This is a genomic window from Microbacterium sp. LWH7-1.2 (assembly GCF_038397755.1).
Taxonomy (GTDB): domain Bacteria; phylum Actinomycetota; class Actinomycetes; order Actinomycetales; family Microbacteriaceae; genus Microbacterium.
Genome location: NZ_CP151637.1, coordinates 77,517 through 92,202 on the forward strand (window position 1 = coordinate 77,517; position 14,686 = coordinate 92,202).

The window sequence follows — 14,686 nt, forward strand, 5'->3', positions numbered from 1 at the left end:
CGACGCGGATCCGGCACAGCGGGGAATACCTCTGCCGCGAAGCGGTTGAACTTGACAATGCCTGTATCAAGTTTAAAACTTGATGCCGGTTCACTCAAGTTTCAGGAGACGGAATGCCCGAAGACTTCACCCCTCAGGCCGGCGACGACGCGAGCTCGTTCGACGAGTTCCTGGCGCGCTACCTCGCGGGCGAGCGCGCGCGTGCCGAGCGCTCGATCGACCTGAGCCGCTACCTCGGGGCACGCACGCAGGAGCTGCTCCAGCGCGCCGGCAAGTACGCGCTCGAGCGCGGTCAGCAGGAGCTCGACGCCCTGCACGTGCTGCGCATCCTCGTCGCCGAGGCGCCGGCGCGTGACGCCGTCCGGCGCATCGGCGCGGACGCCGACGCGATCGCGCGCGCCACCGAGGAGCGCCTTCCCGCCGCGACGGCGGCCGCCGACGTCGACGGGGCCGTGGTGACCTCGTCGGTGCAGCGGGCGCTGTTCCACGCCTTCCAGGTCGCCCGCTCGTCCGGATCGACGTATGTCGACCCCGAGCACCTCTTCTTCGCCCTCGTGCTCGCGCAGGACACCCCCGCCGGCCAGGTGCTGGCGCGCGCCGGTGTGACCGCCGAGGCACTCATGCAGGGTGCCCGCGAGACCGTCACGCCGGGTGAGACCACCTCGTCCGACATGCGGCCTGAGGGCGCAGCATCCGACACCCCCATGCTCGACACGTACGGCACCGACCTGACGGCGCGCGCCGTGGCCGGCGAGCTCGACCCCGTGATCGGACGGGCCGACGAGATCGAGCAGACGATCGAGATCCTCAGCCGCCGCACCAAGAACAACCCGGTGCTCGTCGGCGAGGCCGGTGTCGGCAAGACCGCGATCGTCGAGGGCCTCGCCCAGGCGATCGTCGACGGCGCCGTGCCCGAGCAGCTGCTCGGCAAGCGGGTGGTCGCGCTCGACCTGCCCGCGATGCTCGCAGGAACCCGCTACCGCGGCGACTTCGAGGAGCGCCTCACCAAGACCATGGACGAGATCGCCGCCCACAAGGGCGAGCTGATCGTCTTCATCGACGAGGTCCACACTGTGGTCGGAGCCGGCGGCGCCGGTGACGGCGGCATGGACGCGGGGAACATCCTCAAGCCGCGCCTCGCGCGCGGCGAGCTGCACCTCGTGGGCGCGACGACGCTCAAGGAGTACCGCGTGATCGAGAAGGACCCCGCGCTCGAGCGCCGCTTCCAGCCGGTACGCGTGGGCGAGCCCTCGATCGAGGACGCCGTGCTGATCCTCCGCGGCCTCAAGCCCGCCTACGAGGAGCACCACGGCATCGTCTACACGGACGAGGCGCTGCGCGCGGCCGTCGAGCTCAGCGACCGGTATCTCACCGAGCGGGTGCTGCCCGACAAGGCCATCGACCTCATCGATCAGGCCGGTGCCCGGCTGCGGCTGCGCCTCGGGTCGAAGGTCGACGTGAGCGGGCTGATCGAGCGGCTCGCGACCCTCGAGGCCGACAAGAACGCGGCGGTGTCTGCGGAGCACTACGAGGAGGCGTCGCAGATCCGCGACCAGATCGCCGAGGTGCAGGACCGCCTCGAGCGGGCCACCGCCGCAGGCGCCGCGGTACGCACCGAAGCGATCGTGGACGAGCCTGAGATCGCCGCCGTGATCAGCCGAGCCACCGGCATCCCGGTGAACCGCCTGACCGAGACCGAGCGCGAGCGCCTCGCGTCCCTCGAGGACGAGCTGCACGATCGCGTGATCGGGCAGGAGGACGCCGTGACCGCGGTCGCCAAGGCCGTGCGGCGCAACCGCACCGGCATGGGCGACGCGCGTCGGCCCGTGGGGTCGTTCCTCTTCCTCGGCCCGACCGGCGTCGGCAAGACCGAGCTCGCGAAGGCGCTGGCGGGGTCGCTCTTCGACGACGACACGGCCGTGATCCGCTTCGACATGAGCGAGTTCGGCGAGCGGCACACCGTGTCGCGCCTGGTCGGAGCCCCTCCCGGATACGTCGGCTATGACGAGGCCGGACAACTCACCGAGCGCGTGCGGCGCAATCCGTACTCGATCGTGCTGTTCGACGAGATCGAGAAGGCGCACCCCGACGTGTTCAACCTGCTGCTGCAGGTGCTCGACGACGGCCGCCTGACCGACGGCCAGGGCCGCACGGTCGACTTCCGCAACACGGTGGTGGTGATGACCTCGAACCTCGGCTCGGAGTTCCTCGCGTCGCGCGGCGGAGCGATCGGCTTCCTCGCCGACGGCGGAGGGGCCACCGGATTCGGCTCCGAGAAGGACCTGCGCGACCGCGTCTTCGGCAAGCTGCGCGAGGCGATGCGTCCGGAGTTCCTCAACCGCATCGACGAGATCGTGCTGTTCCGCAAGCTCGAGAAGCCGCAGCTGCAGAGCATCGTGCGCCTGCTGCTGGGTGCGTCCGACGCGCGGCTCGCGAAGCGCGAGGTCTCGCTGGTCGTGACCGACTCGGCGGTGGCGTGGCTCGCCGACAACGGGTACGAGCCCGAGTACGGCGCCCGGCCGCTGCGCCGCCTCATCCAGCGCGAGGTGGACGACCGCATCGCCGACCTGTTCGTCACGGGTGCGCTCGCCGACGGCGGGACGGTGACGGTGGATGCTGCGGCCGGCGCGCTGACGGTGGTGGCGGGTTCGCCCTTCGCCGTGGCTGCGTAGCCGATCCCCTCAAGAGGCGCCGTGCCGTCTGGGCACGGCGCCTCTCGATGTGTCAGGGCTGCAGCATCCGTTTCAGCGCGCGCGCGTTGCGTACCGCGTTGCCGCCGCCGTCGTTGTTGAAGTAGGCGTGCACCTCGTGGCCGTCGCGCTCCCAATCGCGGATGCGCTCAGACCACCAGCCGAGGTCGTCGTCGGAGTACGAGCCGCCGTAAAGGTGCTCGGGATCGGGGCCGTGCAGGCGCACGTAGACGAGCGGCGCAGTGGCGCGCAGGATGCACGGCAGATGGGCGCCGCTCATGATGCAGTACGCCGCGCCGTGGCGCTCGAGGATCGAGAAGACGGCCTCGTCGGTCCAGGACGGATGCCGGAACTCGATGGCCGGCCGCGTCCATTCCGGCAGCGCGGACAGGAAGTAGTCCAGCCGTGCGTCGTCGCGCTCCAGGCCCGGATGCAGCTGGACGATGAGAGGTCCACGGCGGCCGCGGAGCTCGTGGAGCCCGCGTGTCACGCGCTCGATCCACACCTCCGGCTCGAGCAGCCGCCGGGCGTGGGTCAGACCGCGCGGGGCTTTCACCGCCATCTCGAAGCCCTCCGGCAGGCGCTCGCGCCAGGCGGCGAAGCGCGCGTCGGCCGGCCAGCGGTAGAAGCTGCCGTTGAGCTCGACGACGTCGAACTCGACGAGGTACTCATCCAGCCAGCGGCTCTGCGGGCCGTGGTACAGCACGCCTCGCCAGTGCGGGTAGACCCAGCCGGATGTTCCGATGCGCGCCATGGCTCCAGCGTGGTCGACGAGACGGCCGGGGCGAAGGGGTTGCGTGGGGGCGAGGTGCGCGTTAGCCCACGGCGGCGTGCGCGTGTCGGCGGGCGCTGACAGAGTGGGTGCATGACCCGCATCGGCGCGATCTTCAACCCGTACACGCACAGCCCCGACGAATTCCGCGACGCGGTGCTCGCCGCCGAATCGGAGGGACTGCCCGAACTGTGGATCTGGGAGGACTGCTTCCGGCAGTCCGCCTTCGCGACGGTGGGAGCGGCGCTCGCGTGGACCGAGGCGCTGCGGATCGGCATCGGAATCGCGCCCATGCCGCTGCGCAATGCGGCGGCGACCGCGATGGAGATCGCCTCCGTCGAGCGCCTGTTCCCCGGGCGACTGCTTCCGGGCGTCGGTCACGGCGTGCTCGACTGGATGGGGCAGGTCGGCGCGCGCGTCGCGTCGCCGCTGACCCTCATGCGCGAGTACGTGCCCGCGTTGCGCGGCCTCCTCGGCGGCGACGAGCTGAATGTCGACGGCCGGTACGTCACGCTCCGTGACGTGCGCCTGAACTACCCGCCGACGACGCCACCCTTCGTGTACGCGGCAGCCGAGGGTCCGAAGACGCTGCGGCTGAGCGGTGAGGTCGCCGACGGCACGATTCTCGACAGCGGGCACACCGCGGGCGAGTACGCCATCGCGACCGCCGCCATCCGTGAGGCCCGTGCCGCAGCCGGCCGGGGCGACGGCCACGACATCGTCGCGTATGTCGTGACCGCGTTCGGCGCGGAGGCGGAGGCCCGCGCGATCGCGGATGTCGGCGACAGGCCCGAACCTGAGGAGCGCGCGCTGTGGGGCGACCCGGCGGAGGTCGCCGCCCGCGCGCAGCGCTTCTTCGATGCGGGCGTCGACGACGTCGTGCTGCTGCCCTCGTCGCGCGGCGACATCGCCGAGTTCTACCGGGCGGCCGCCGAGGTGTCCCGCCTTGTCCGTGGGAGCGCCGCATGACGGCGGCGCTCTCGATCGGGGTGGCGGCCGCAGCGGGCCCGGAGGTCGCCGCGCGCGTCGCCGCGGCCGCCGAGGCCGCGGGGCTGCACGCCCTCTGGGCGAACGACACCCCTGGGCACGACGCGCTGGCGGCGCTGGGCGCCGCCGCGGGCGAGACGCAGCGGCTGGTTCTCGCCACCGGAGTGCTGCCCATCGACCGGCGCGCGCCCGACGACATCGTCGCCGGTGCCTCAGGTCTTCCGGCCGACCGGCTCGTGCTCGGCATCGGCTCCGGACAGCTGCGCCACGGGGCGGTCGAGGGCGTGACGGATGCTGCGGCCGCCCTTCGTGCGCGCACGCAGGCGCGTGTCGTGGTCGGCGCGCTGGGCCCGCGGATGCGGCGGGCCGGCGCCACCGCGTCGGATGGACTGCTGCTGAGCTGGCTCACCCCCGAGGTCGCAGCCGAGCAGGCGCGGCACGCCCATGAGCTCGCCGGCACGGCACACGTCGCGCTGTACGTGCGGACGGCGGCCGACCCCGCGGCGACCTCGGTGCTCGACGAGGAGGCGCGGCGCTACGCCGGGTACCCCGCCTATGCGGCGAACTTCGCGCGCCTGGGTGTCGAGGCGACGGACACGGTCATCCGACCCGCGGCGCTTCGCGACAGGATCGCCGCGTATCGCGCTGTCGCCGACGAGGTGGTCCTCCGTGCCATCACGGCTTCGGGCAGCGTCGACGAGCACCTCCGCTTCGTCGAGGCCGTCGCCGAGGCCGTCGCGTGACGGGTGCACACCAGGTCGCGGTCGTCGCCGGTGCGTCCGGCTTCGTCGGTGGCGCGGTGGTGCGCGCCTTCTCCCAGGACGGGTACGACGTGCGCACCATCGGCCGCTCGGGCGCCGACGCGACGTGGGACGACGGGCGCACCATCCGTTCCCTGGTCGACGGCGCCGCCGTTCTCGTGAACCTCGCCGGCAAGTCGGTGAACTGCCGGTACACCGATGCGAACCGCGACGAGATCCTCCGATCGCGGGTCGAGACGACGAAGACCCTGCGCGAGGCGGTGACGGATGCTGCGACCCCGCCTCGCGTGTGGCTCAACGCGAGCACCGCAACCATCTACCGCTACGCGATGGACCGTGCCCAGACTGAGATCGGCGGCGAACTCGGCGAAGGCTTCTCCGTCGATGTGGCGCGGAACTGGGAGGACGAGTTCTTCGCGGGCGACCTGCCGGAGACGCGCCGGGTCGCACTGCGGATGGCGATCGTCGTCGGCGACGGCCCCGCGACGCGCACGCTGCTGCGCCTCGCACGACTGGGTCTCGGCGGCACGCAGTACGACGGGTGGTGGTGGGCGCACCGCCGGTACCGGGGGATCGGTGCGCACCCCACCGGGATCGGGCGGCCGTCTTGGCACCGGTCGGGCGGGCGGCAGCGATTCAGCTGGATCCACCTCGACGACGTCGTTGGCGCGGTGCGTTTCGTCCGCGACCGGCCTGAGATCGCGGGGCCGGTGAACCTCGCCGCTCCGGAGGCGAGCGACAACCGCACGCTGATGGCGACGCTGCGACGCGTCGTCGGGCAGCCGATCGGTCTTCCGGCCTACCGCTTCATGCTCGAGCCGGCGATGGCGGTGCTGCGGACCGAGCCGGAGCTCGTGCTCAAGAGCCGGTGGGTGGCGCCGGGCATGTTGTTGTCGGCCGGCTACGAGTTCGCGCACCGCGACCTGGGATCCGCGCTGCGCACCGTCGCACGCTGACATCGTCGGCGCCCCGCGTCGTCGAGGCGCGGACCGGTCGTCAAGCCCGCGACACGTGTCCGGGGCGGGTGCCAGAATGCGGGTGTGCTGCTGAACGAGCTGGTGACCGCGACGGGCGAGGTCGCGGCGACGTCGTCCCGACTGGCCAAGGTGTCCGTGCTCGCGTCTCTGCTGCGCGAGCTCGACGCCGACGAGATCGGTCCCGCCATCGGGTTCCTCACGGCCACCCCGCGGCAGGGGCGACTCGGGGTCGGCTGGCGGAGTCTCATGGGCCTCGAGGTTGCGCACGCCGGCGAACCGACGCTGACCGTGCTCGACGTCGACGCATCGCTCAGCCGTCTGGCCGCGGCCGACGGCGCGGGCTCGGTGCTCGCCCGACGCTCCGAGCTCGACGCGCTCGCGGGCGCCGCCACCGCCGATGAGTGGGATTTCCTCGCGCGGGTCATGATCGGCGAACTGCGCACGGGCGCGCTCGAGGGCGTGCTCCTCGACGCCATCGCGAAGGGCTCGGAGCGCGAGGCTCCGGTCGTGCGGCGGGCCGCGATGCTCTCGGGCGACCTGGGTGCGACGGCGCGCATCGCGCTCACCGGCACCTCCGAGGAGCTCTCCGCGGTCGGGCTCGAAGTCGGGCGTGGCGTGCTGCCGATGCTGGCCGCGACGGCGGGTTCGACGAGGGAGGCGCTCGAGACGCTCGGCGCCGCAGCATCCGTCGAGTACAAGCTCGATGGTGCGCGCATCCAGGTGCATCGCGACGGCGACGACGTGCGTGTCTTCACGCGCAGCCTCGCCGACATCACGCACCGCGTGCCGGAGCTGGTCGAGGCGGTACGGGCGCTTCCGGCCGAACGGGTGATCCTCGACGGCGAGACGCTGTCGCTCGATGAGGACGGCGGCCCGCGGCCGTTCCAGGACACCATGTCGCGGTTCGGGTCGATGGGCGACGACGCCGCGGCCACGGTGCTGCGGCCGTGGTTCTTCGACATCCTGCATCTGGACGGCCGCGACCTGATCGACGAGCCGCTTTCCACCCGCCTCGAGCTGCTCGACCGGGCCGTGGGCGATGCTCGTATGCCCGGCGTCGTCACCGACGACCCCGGGGAGGCCGAGGAGTTCTCGCGCCAGGCGCTCGCGGCGGGCCACGAGGGAGTGATGGTGAAAGCGCTCGACGCGCCCTACGCCGCCGGTCGACGCGGCAAGAGCTGGCTCAAGGTCAAGCCCGTTCTCACCTACGATCTCGTCGTGCTCGCCGTGGAGTGGGGATCGGGCCGTCGCACCGGGCAGCTCTCGAACCTTCACCTGGGTGCCCGAGACCCCGAGGGCGCCTTCGGCGCGCCGGGCGGCTTCGTGATGGTGGGCAAGACGTTCAAGGGCCTCACCGACGCGACGCTGCGGTGGCAGACCGAGCACTTCCCGACCATCGAGACGCACCGCTCTGCGTACGCCGTGCACGTGCGCCCCGAGACGGTCGTCGAGATCGCGATCGACGGCGTGCAGCGCTCGTCGCGTTACCCGGGCGGCGTCGCCCTGCGCTTCGCACGGGTGAAGGGCTACCGCCCCGATAAGCGCCCCGACGAAGCAGACACGATCGCGTCGCTGCGCGCCCTGCTCAGGAGTTGATCAGTCCTGCCTGAGTACTAGGCGGGTGGAGCGCTCTCCACTTACGATGACGCCTGGGACCGTGTCCGGCAACGAGGCTGTGACCGGTGGGGAGAAATGGGGATCGATCCATGTTGCGATCGAGTGCTTTTCGCGCGCTCGCCGCGGCCGGGGTCGCCCTCCTGCTCGTTGCAGGTGGGGCGTCAGCGGCCGTGGCGGACCAGATCATCGTCGACGGAGACGGCGTCGTGCCGATCGCGGGGCCAGACGGCCAAGCCGCGAACATCGGCGCCGCCTGTACCGACACCAGCAGGACGTTCACAGTCCTGCTGGCCGCCCGTGGCAACGGCGGCGACCAGAACCGGTTCGCAGACGGTGCCGTGGTCACGGTGTCGTTCACGTCGGCGGAGCAGGGAATGACGGCGTCGATGCCTGACACCACCCTGACCGTCGACGGCGACTGGCATGTGGATACTCAGAACAGAATCGGGACGGACACGATCGCGGTGCCGGTGACGCTGCCTGCCAAGACAGCCGCCGGGCAGGGCAAGGTCAACTTCGCCTACTCCGGCGCCAAGACCGGCAGCACGACGCAGAAGGTCGAGGGCAACGCTTCCGTGACGGTGAATTGGACGGCCGGCGTCACCTGCGTCAGCGTGACGGACACGATCGCGCCGGTTCTGACCCTTCCGGCAGATCTCACCGCCGAGGCCACCAGCGCAGCGGGGGCTGTCGTGACGTTCGAGGCGACGGCGACCGACGAGACCGCGCCCGCGGAACCGCTCGTGACCTGTCAGCCGCGGTCCGGCACGACGTTCCCGCTCGGCACGACCACCGTGTCGTGCACGGCGAAGGATGCTGCAGGGAATGAGGGCACCGGAACGTTCGACGTCGTCGTGGAGGATACGACGGCTCCGGTGGTCGAGGATCTGCCGGATGTCGTCCGCGAGGCGACCGGACCCACGACGGTTGTCGCGTGGGCGAGCCCGACGGTGACCGAGGCGGTCACCTCCGGGCTCGTCGCTGCCTGCAGCCCCGAGTCCGGCACCGGCTTCGAGGTCGGCGTGACGACCGTCACGTGCTCCGCGACCGATGCGGCGGGCAACACCGGTTCGTCGACGTTCACCGTCGAGATCACCGACACGACACCGCCCGTGATCACGTGGACCGCCGGACCGGTCAACGGCGGGCACTACGTGTTCGGCGAAGCGATCCCGCAGCCCAGCTGCACGGCGGTGGACCTGGTGGACGGCGACGTCGACTGCCTGGTCGACGGGTTCAGCACGGTGGTCGGCACCCACGAGCTGACGGCGACGGCGGCGGACAGTCGGGGCAACGTCTCCACCACCGAACCCGGCGCGTACACCTACACGGTCGACCCGTGGACGACGCGAGGGTTCTTCCAGCCGGTCGACATGGGCGGTGTGCTCAACACGGTGAAGGCGGGGTCGACGGTGCCGCTCAAGTTCGAGGTGTTCGCCGGGGCGACCGAGCTCACGAACGTCACTGCAGTCAAGAGCTTCACCGTGAAGGCCATCGCGTGCTCGAGCGCGTCGACGCTGACAGATGACATCGAGCTGGTGAGCACCGGCAGCACGGTGCTGCGGTACGACACCACAGCCGGTCAGTTCATCCAGAACTGGCAGACGCCGAAATCCGGTGCGGGCAACTGCTACCGGGTCACCATGCTGGCCGCTGACAACGTCACGACCATCACCGCGGACTTCAAGCTGAAGTAGACCGCCTTCCAGCAGGCAGGGGCCCGGATCTCGACGATCCGGGCCCCTCGCCTTCATCGAGTGGCGGCGTAGCGGTGCTCGGGGCGTCCGGTCGACCCATAGCGCAGTCGCACTTCGACCTGCCCCCGTGACGCCAGCGCGGCGAGATGGCGCTGCGCCGTCGCGCGCGAGATCCCGACGCGCTCGGCGACCTCCGCGGCAGATGCCTCGCCATCGCCGAGCCCCTCGAGGAGTCCGGGGTATCACCTCCGGTCTCGGCGGCCGGCCGCCGTCTCACCCCGCACCCCGCGCGCACCGACGGCTCGTAGGATTTCGCCATGACCAAGGGACCCGCACCAGATGCCTCGTACGAGAACCGCAGCTTCGGGGCGCCCGGTGCAGAGCGGACGGTCGTCCTGCTGCGCTCGGGCATCTCGACCCTGTCTGATCCGCGGCCCGATGTCACCGCGCACCGCGACGCCAGGATCGTCGCCGTGGGGCTCACCGTCGACGACATCGACGACCCTGTGGCGTACCGCGGCGCCACCCCGGCAGAGGCGACCGCGAGCGTCATCGCGCGGTTCATCGCGGACGAGGCGCACGAGCGTCCGGTCGGCCTCGTGGGAGTCGGCGAGGCCGGAGAGCTCGCGATAATGATCGCGGCGCACCTCGGCGAGGGCGTCGACCGACTGGCGCTCGTCGCCGTTCCCCGACCGGAGTCCGAGCTGGGCGCGAGCGAGGTCGCCGAGCTCCTCGGCCGCATCTCCGCGAAGACGCTCCTGATGAACGGCCAGGCCGACCCGACGGCCGCATCCGCTGCGGCGCGCTGGTTCAAGGATCATCTGGCATCTGCCCGGGTCGAGATGGTGCCGAAGTCGGGCCACGAGGCGCGGCTCATCCTCGCGGACGTCTGGGAGCGCGTGCTGTCGCACGTCGCGCCCGGCACCGTGCGATGAATCGCATCGTTGTGCTGACGGGGGCCGGCATCTCGGCAGAGAGCGGCGTGCCCACCTTCCGCGGCCCCGACGGTCTCTGGGAGGGGCACGACATCGAGGATGTCGCGACGCCGGAGGGCTTCGAGCGTGACCCCGACCTCGTCCAGGCGTTCTATGACGCGCGACGCCGGGCGGTGGCATCCGTGGTTCCGAATGCCGCGCATCGCGCGCTCGCCCGTCTCGAGGGCGCGATGGGAGACGACCTGCTCGTCGTCACGCAGAACGTCGACGACCTGCACGAGCGAGCCGGGAGCCGCAACCTCGTGCACATGCACGGCGAGCTGCGGCGCGCGCTCTGCCTCGCGTGCGGTTCCCGGCCCGACTGGGACGCCGACCTCGTCGACCGCCCCGCGTGCCCGGAGTGCGGAGAACGGATGCTGCGCCCCGACGTGGTCTGGTTCGGCGAGATGCCGTACGAGCTCGACCGCATCGAGCAGGCGGTCGTCGCGTGCGACGTGTTCGTCTCGATCGGCACGTCGGGGGAGGTGTACCCGGCGGCCGGGTACGTCGCGCTCGCGTCGGCCTTCGGGGCGCGCACGGTGGAGCTCAACCTCGAGCCCAGCGACCCGGCCGTGCCCTTCGACGAGGCGCGGGCCGGCCTCGCGAGCGAGCTCGTGCCGGCGTGGGTGGATGAGATCGTCGCCGCGCGGCGTGCGGAGTAGTCCACGGAAGAGCGCCGGGTGGAAGCATCCGCCCGGCGCTCTACGCATGTGTGCGACGCGCTACATGCGCACCCCGCCCGACCGCACGCGCGAGAGTGCGTCCACGGTCGCGGCGAGGATCAGCACGCCGCCGGTCACCAGCAGGTTGACGCCGGCGGGCAGGTTGAGCAGGCCCAGACCGTTCGTGATCGTCGCGATCACCAGCGCACCGATCGCGGCGTGCATCAGCCGACCCTTGCCGCCGAACAGGCTGACCCCGCCGACGACGGCTGCCGCGACGCCCGACAGCACGATGTCGCGGCCGACGGTGGCGTCGACGGAGCCGACGCGCGCGACGCTCAGCAGCGCCGAGAACACCGCGAGGCTCGAGCAGATCACGAACGCCCACCACTTGATCCACCGCACCTTGACGCCGGAACGGCGTGCGGCTTCGGCGTTGCCGCCGATGGCGTAGATGTAGCGGCCGAACTTGGTGCGGTCGAGCAGGAACGTGCCGAGCCAGAGGATCGTCAGTACGACCGGCACGACGATGGGAACCCCGGCCACCTCGACCACGGACTGGCCGCGGTTCTGGTTGAGGACGAAGACCACCGCGCCGCCGATCACGGCGATCGCCGCGAGCTTGATCCACACCATCGACAGCGCACGGTTCGGAACACCGGCACGCGTGCGGCGTGCCCGGTCCCAGAACGACGTTCCCCCCGAGATCGCGAGCATGATCACGAGCATCGCCCATCCGCCCCACACGGGCAGGTTTCCGTTCTGGAGTGCGATGAGCTCGGGCACCTCGAGGCGGAACAGGCCGCCGGGGCCGATGATGACGAGCGCGAGACCCTGGAACCCGAGGAACAACCCCAATGTGACGACGAACGACGGGATGCCCACCCTCGCCACGAAGAAGCCGATGAGCGCCCCGGTGAGGAAGCCGAAGCCGAAGCCGATCAGGAGTGCGAGCGGCCAGGGGATGCCGAACTGGGCATTCAGCACGACGAACAGCGCCATGCCGACACCGCCGGTGACACCGGCGGACAGGTCGATTTCGCCGAGGAGCAGCACGAACACGAGCGCCATGCCGAGCACGACGAGCGTCGCTGCCTGGTTCAGCAGGTTGGCGAAGTTGCGCTCGGTGAGGAAGAACGGGCTCATGATCGAGAACAGCGCGCCGAGCACGATGAGGCCGCCGAGCGCGGGAAGCGCGCCCATGTCACCACCTCGCACCCGCTGCCACCACGCCCGGAGCTGGTCGCCGACGCCGCCCTCCATGCCGCTGCCGATCAGGTCGCTCGCGATCGGATCGGGAGCGGCCTCGGTCCGGGTGGCATTGCTGCTCATTCCGCGCCTCCTTCGGTGCGAACGGTCGACGTATCGAGGATCGTGACACCGGCGGGTGCCTTGGTTCCGGTGATGTAGCCCACGACGTCGTCGCGGGTCGTCGAGGACGCCGGGATCTGGGCGACCATCTGACCGAGGTACAGGACGGCGATGTCGTCGGCGACCTCGAAGACGTCCACCAGGTTGTGGCTGATGAGGATAACGGCGACGCCCTGCTCCGACAGGCGCTTCACCAGGTTCAGCACCTGCTCGGTCTGAGCGACGCCGAGGGCGGCCGTGGGCTCGTCGAGGATCACCACCCGGGCCTTCTTCAGGACGGCGCGAGCGATGGCCACGGTCTGCCGCTGGCCGCCGGACAGGCTCGACACCTTTTGGCGGACGGACTTCACGGTGCGCACCGAGAGGGAGCGCAGCGTGTCGGACGCCTCCTTCTCCATGCGCCCCTCGTCGAAGGTGCCGGACGAGAGCTCTTCACGGCCGAGGAACATGTTCTGGACGATGTCGAGGTTGTCGCACAGGGCGAGGTCCTGGTACACGACCTCGATGCCCAGGTGCCCTGCGTCGCGGGGTGTGTGGAGGTCGCGGTGGACGCCGTCGATGAGGACTTCGCCCTCGTCGTAGGGCTGCACGCCGGCCAGACCCTTGATGAGCGTGGACTTGCCGGCGCCGTTGTCGCCCACGAGGGCGGTGACCTTGCCGGGGTGGACTTTGAGATCCACGCCCTTCAGGACGCTCACGGGGCCGAAGGACTTCTTGACCCCGACCAGCTGGATGATCGGCTCGGCGCCGGCCGCAGTGGCCGGTGGGGTGGTGATTGTGTCTGACATGCTCGCTTCCTTGGGAATGTCATGGTCCGGCGCGAAGGGGCGTCACGCCGTTCGGCGCGACGCCCCCTCGCGGATTCAGCCGTAGCCGATCCACTACTCGGCGGTGACTCCATACTGCTCGCAGGCGGCCATCACGTCAGGGGTGCAGACGTCGTCGTAGGCGGCGTCGCCGGCGGCGACGACGTCCTTGACCTGCTCGGGGCCGACCAGCGTCGGCGTGACCTGGATGTACGGCGTGCCGTCTTCGAGCTCGGCGTCGGCCTCGGGGGTCTCGCCGTTCAAGAGGGCGACGGCCGTCTCGATGGCAGCCTCGGCCTCGAGGTTGACCTGCTTCCAGACGGTCGCTGTCTGCCAGCCGAGCAGCACGTTCTGCAGGCCCGCGACGTTCGCGTCCTGACCCGACACAGCGACCCCCGTCAGGTTGTTGTCCTGCAGGACCTTGATGACGCCCGCGGCGTTGGTGTCGTTCGCGACCCACACGCCGTCGACCTTGCCGCCCAGGCCCGTCAGGGCCTGCTCGAAGTTGGTCTGCGACTTGGCCTGGTCCCAGATCCCCGGGGGCTCGGCCGCAGGCGTGATGCCCGCGGCCTCCATCACCTCGACGGCGCCGTCGTGGAACATCGCCGCGTTGCCGTCGGTCGGATCGCCGCCCATGTAGACGACGATGGCGTCCGCCGGAGCGACGCCCTTGGTCTCCAGTCCGTCGAGGACCGTCTGGCCCTGAAGGCGTCCGACCTCCATGTTGTCGAAGGAGACATAGTAGTCGGCGCCCTCGAAGGGACGGTCGTAGGCGATCACGGGGATGCCTTCGGCCTTCGCCTTGGTCGCGACGGCCTCCGCAGCGCCTTGGTAGTCGACGAGCAGCATGACACCGCAGCCCTGTGTGAGCTGCTGGTCGGCGATCGTCGAGTACTTGTTGACGTCGGCTTGCGCGTTCTGGATGTCGGCCTCGAAACCCGCGGCCTCCAGACCCTCCTGGAGGTACTTGCGGTCGAAGTTCTCCCAGCGCGGCGACGACGCCGCATCCGGCAGGATCACGCAGGCGCGGCTGGTGGCGTCGCCGCCGCCCTCGGTCGAACCTCCGTTGCCGTTGCCGTTGCCGCCGCCGGCACAGCCGGCCAGCACCACCGCGGCCGCGCCCGAGAGCGCCGCCACGGCGAGGAGTGAAGACTTCTTCATCATTCGCCTTTCGTCATTGAAGCGAGCGAGTCGCCAGGATCGTCCCTGGCGCGTATCGCGCTGAACACGATCATGACGACGTTCGATTCTTATCGTCAAGTCTTGAACGTAACGCTTTGGCAACGCCCGGCCGGCTTGTCTCCAGCCGTCCCGACGAGGGCTATGGCGCAAGCGCTTTCCGTGCATTTTGCCATCCGGAGGCATGGATGGA

12 protein-coding genes and 1 pseudogene are annotated in these 14,686 nt (G+C 70.6%); 8 read left to right on the forward strand and 5 right to left on the reverse strand.

Features of this window, described 5'->3' with window-relative positions:
• Positions 1–113: 113 nt before the first annotated feature.
• Complete coding sequence (locus MRBLWH7_RS00365; RefSeq protein WP_341998073.1) at positions 114–2,672, forward strand: ATP-dependent Clp protease ATP-binding subunit; 2,559 nt, start codon at positions 114–116, stop codon at positions 2,670–2,672.
• Between the two features lie 52 nt (positions 2,673–2,724).
• On the opposite strand, the gene MRBLWH7_RS00370 is transcribed toward MRBLWH7_RS00365, so the two are convergent.
• Positions 2,725–3,444: a DUF72 domain-containing protein gene (locus MRBLWH7_RS00370; RefSeq protein ID WP_341998076.1), complete on the reverse strand. Its 720-nt coding sequence runs from the start codon at positions 3,442–3,444 to the stop codon at positions 2,725–2,727.
• 111 nt (positions 3,445–3,555) lie between these two features.
• Between MRBLWH7_RS00370 and MRBLWH7_RS00375 the strand changes: the two genes are divergently transcribed.
• The 5 genes from MRBLWH7_RS00375 to MRBLWH7_RS00395 all read left to right on the forward strand — a co-directional run bounded on the left by MRBLWH7_RS00375 (position 3,556) and on the right by MRBLWH7_RS00395 (position 9,501).
• Positions 3,556–4,431: an LLM class flavin-dependent oxidoreductase gene (locus MRBLWH7_RS00375; protein WP_341998078.1), complete on the forward strand. Its 876-nt coding sequence runs from the start codon at positions 3,556–3,558 to the stop codon at positions 4,429–4,431.
• Positions 4,428–5,192: an LLM class flavin-dependent oxidoreductase gene (locus MRBLWH7_RS00380; protein ID WP_341998080.1), complete on the forward strand. Its 765-nt coding sequence runs from the start codon at positions 4,428–4,430 to the stop codon at positions 5,190–5,192. The genes MRBLWH7_RS00375 and MRBLWH7_RS00380 overlap by 4 nt, the downstream gene beginning before the upstream one ends.
• Positions 5,189–6,166 carry a DUF1731 domain-containing protein gene (locus MRBLWH7_RS00385; RefSeq protein WP_341998082.1) on the forward strand — a complete coding sequence of 326 codons (978 nt, stop codon included), beginning with the start codon at positions 5,189–5,191 and terminating at the stop codon, positions 6,164–6,166. Before MRBLWH7_RS00380 ends, MRBLWH7_RS00385 begins: the two co-directional genes overlap by 4 nt.
• Before the next feature lie 84 nt (positions 6,167–6,250).
• Complete coding sequence (locus MRBLWH7_RS00390; protein ID WP_341998084.1) at positions 6,251–7,783, forward strand: ATP-dependent DNA ligase; 1,533 nt, start codon at positions 6,251–6,253, stop codon at positions 7,781–7,783.
• A gap of 110 nt (positions 7,784–7,893) precedes the next feature.
• Complete coding sequence (locus tag MRBLWH7_RS00395; RefSeq protein WP_341998086.1) at positions 7,894–9,501, forward strand: PxKF domain-containing protein; 1,608 nt, start codon at positions 7,894–7,896, stop codon at positions 9,499–9,501.
• Between the two features lie 53 nt (positions 9,502–9,554).
• Here the strand turns inward: MRBLWH7_RS00395 and MRBLWH7_RS00400 are convergent.
• A pseudogene (locus MRBLWH7_RS00400) lies at positions 9,555–9,722 on the reverse strand (helix-turn-helix domain-containing protein); the annotation flags it as partial.
• A gap of 96 nt (positions 9,723–9,818) precedes the next feature.
• On the opposite strand from MRBLWH7_RS00400, the gene MRBLWH7_RS00405 reads away from it, so the two are divergent.
• A complete protein-coding gene (locus MRBLWH7_RS00405; protein ID WP_341998087.1) occupies positions 9,819–10,436 on the forward strand; it encodes a hypothetical protein in 618 nt (205 codons plus the stop codon).
• Positions 10,433–11,137 (forward strand): NAD-dependent deacylase, encoded by a 705-nt coding sequence (locus MRBLWH7_RS00410; protein ID WP_341998089.1) that lies wholly within the window; start codon positions 10,433–10,435, stop codon positions 11,135–11,137. The genes MRBLWH7_RS00405 and MRBLWH7_RS00410 overlap by 4 nt, the downstream gene beginning before the upstream one ends.
• Before the next feature lie 60 nt (positions 11,138–11,197).
• Here the strand turns inward: MRBLWH7_RS00410 and MRBLWH7_RS00415 are convergent, their stop codons facing one another.
• The 3 genes from MRBLWH7_RS00415 to MRBLWH7_RS00425 all read right to left on the reverse strand — a co-directional run bounded on the left by MRBLWH7_RS00415 (position 11,198) and on the right by MRBLWH7_RS00425 (position 14,475).
• A complete protein-coding gene (locus MRBLWH7_RS00415; RefSeq protein WP_341998092.1) occupies positions 11,198–12,469 on the reverse strand; it encodes an ABC transporter permease in 1,272 nt (423 codons plus the stop codon).
• The gene (locus tag MRBLWH7_RS00420; protein WP_341998094.1) at positions 12,466–13,296 is read right to left on the reverse strand and encodes an ATP-binding cassette domain-containing protein; all 831 of its coding nucleotides are present in this window, start codon (positions 13,294–13,296) and stop codon (positions 12,466–12,468) included. The genes MRBLWH7_RS00415 and MRBLWH7_RS00420 overlap by 4 nt, the downstream gene beginning before the upstream one ends.
• 93 nt (positions 13,297–13,389) lie before the next feature.
• A complete protein-coding gene (locus MRBLWH7_RS00425) occupies positions 13,390–14,475 on the reverse strand; it encodes a substrate-binding domain-containing protein (RefSeq protein ID WP_341998096.1) in 1,086 nt (361 codons plus the stop codon).
• Positions 14,476–14,686 lie beyond the last annotated feature (211 nt).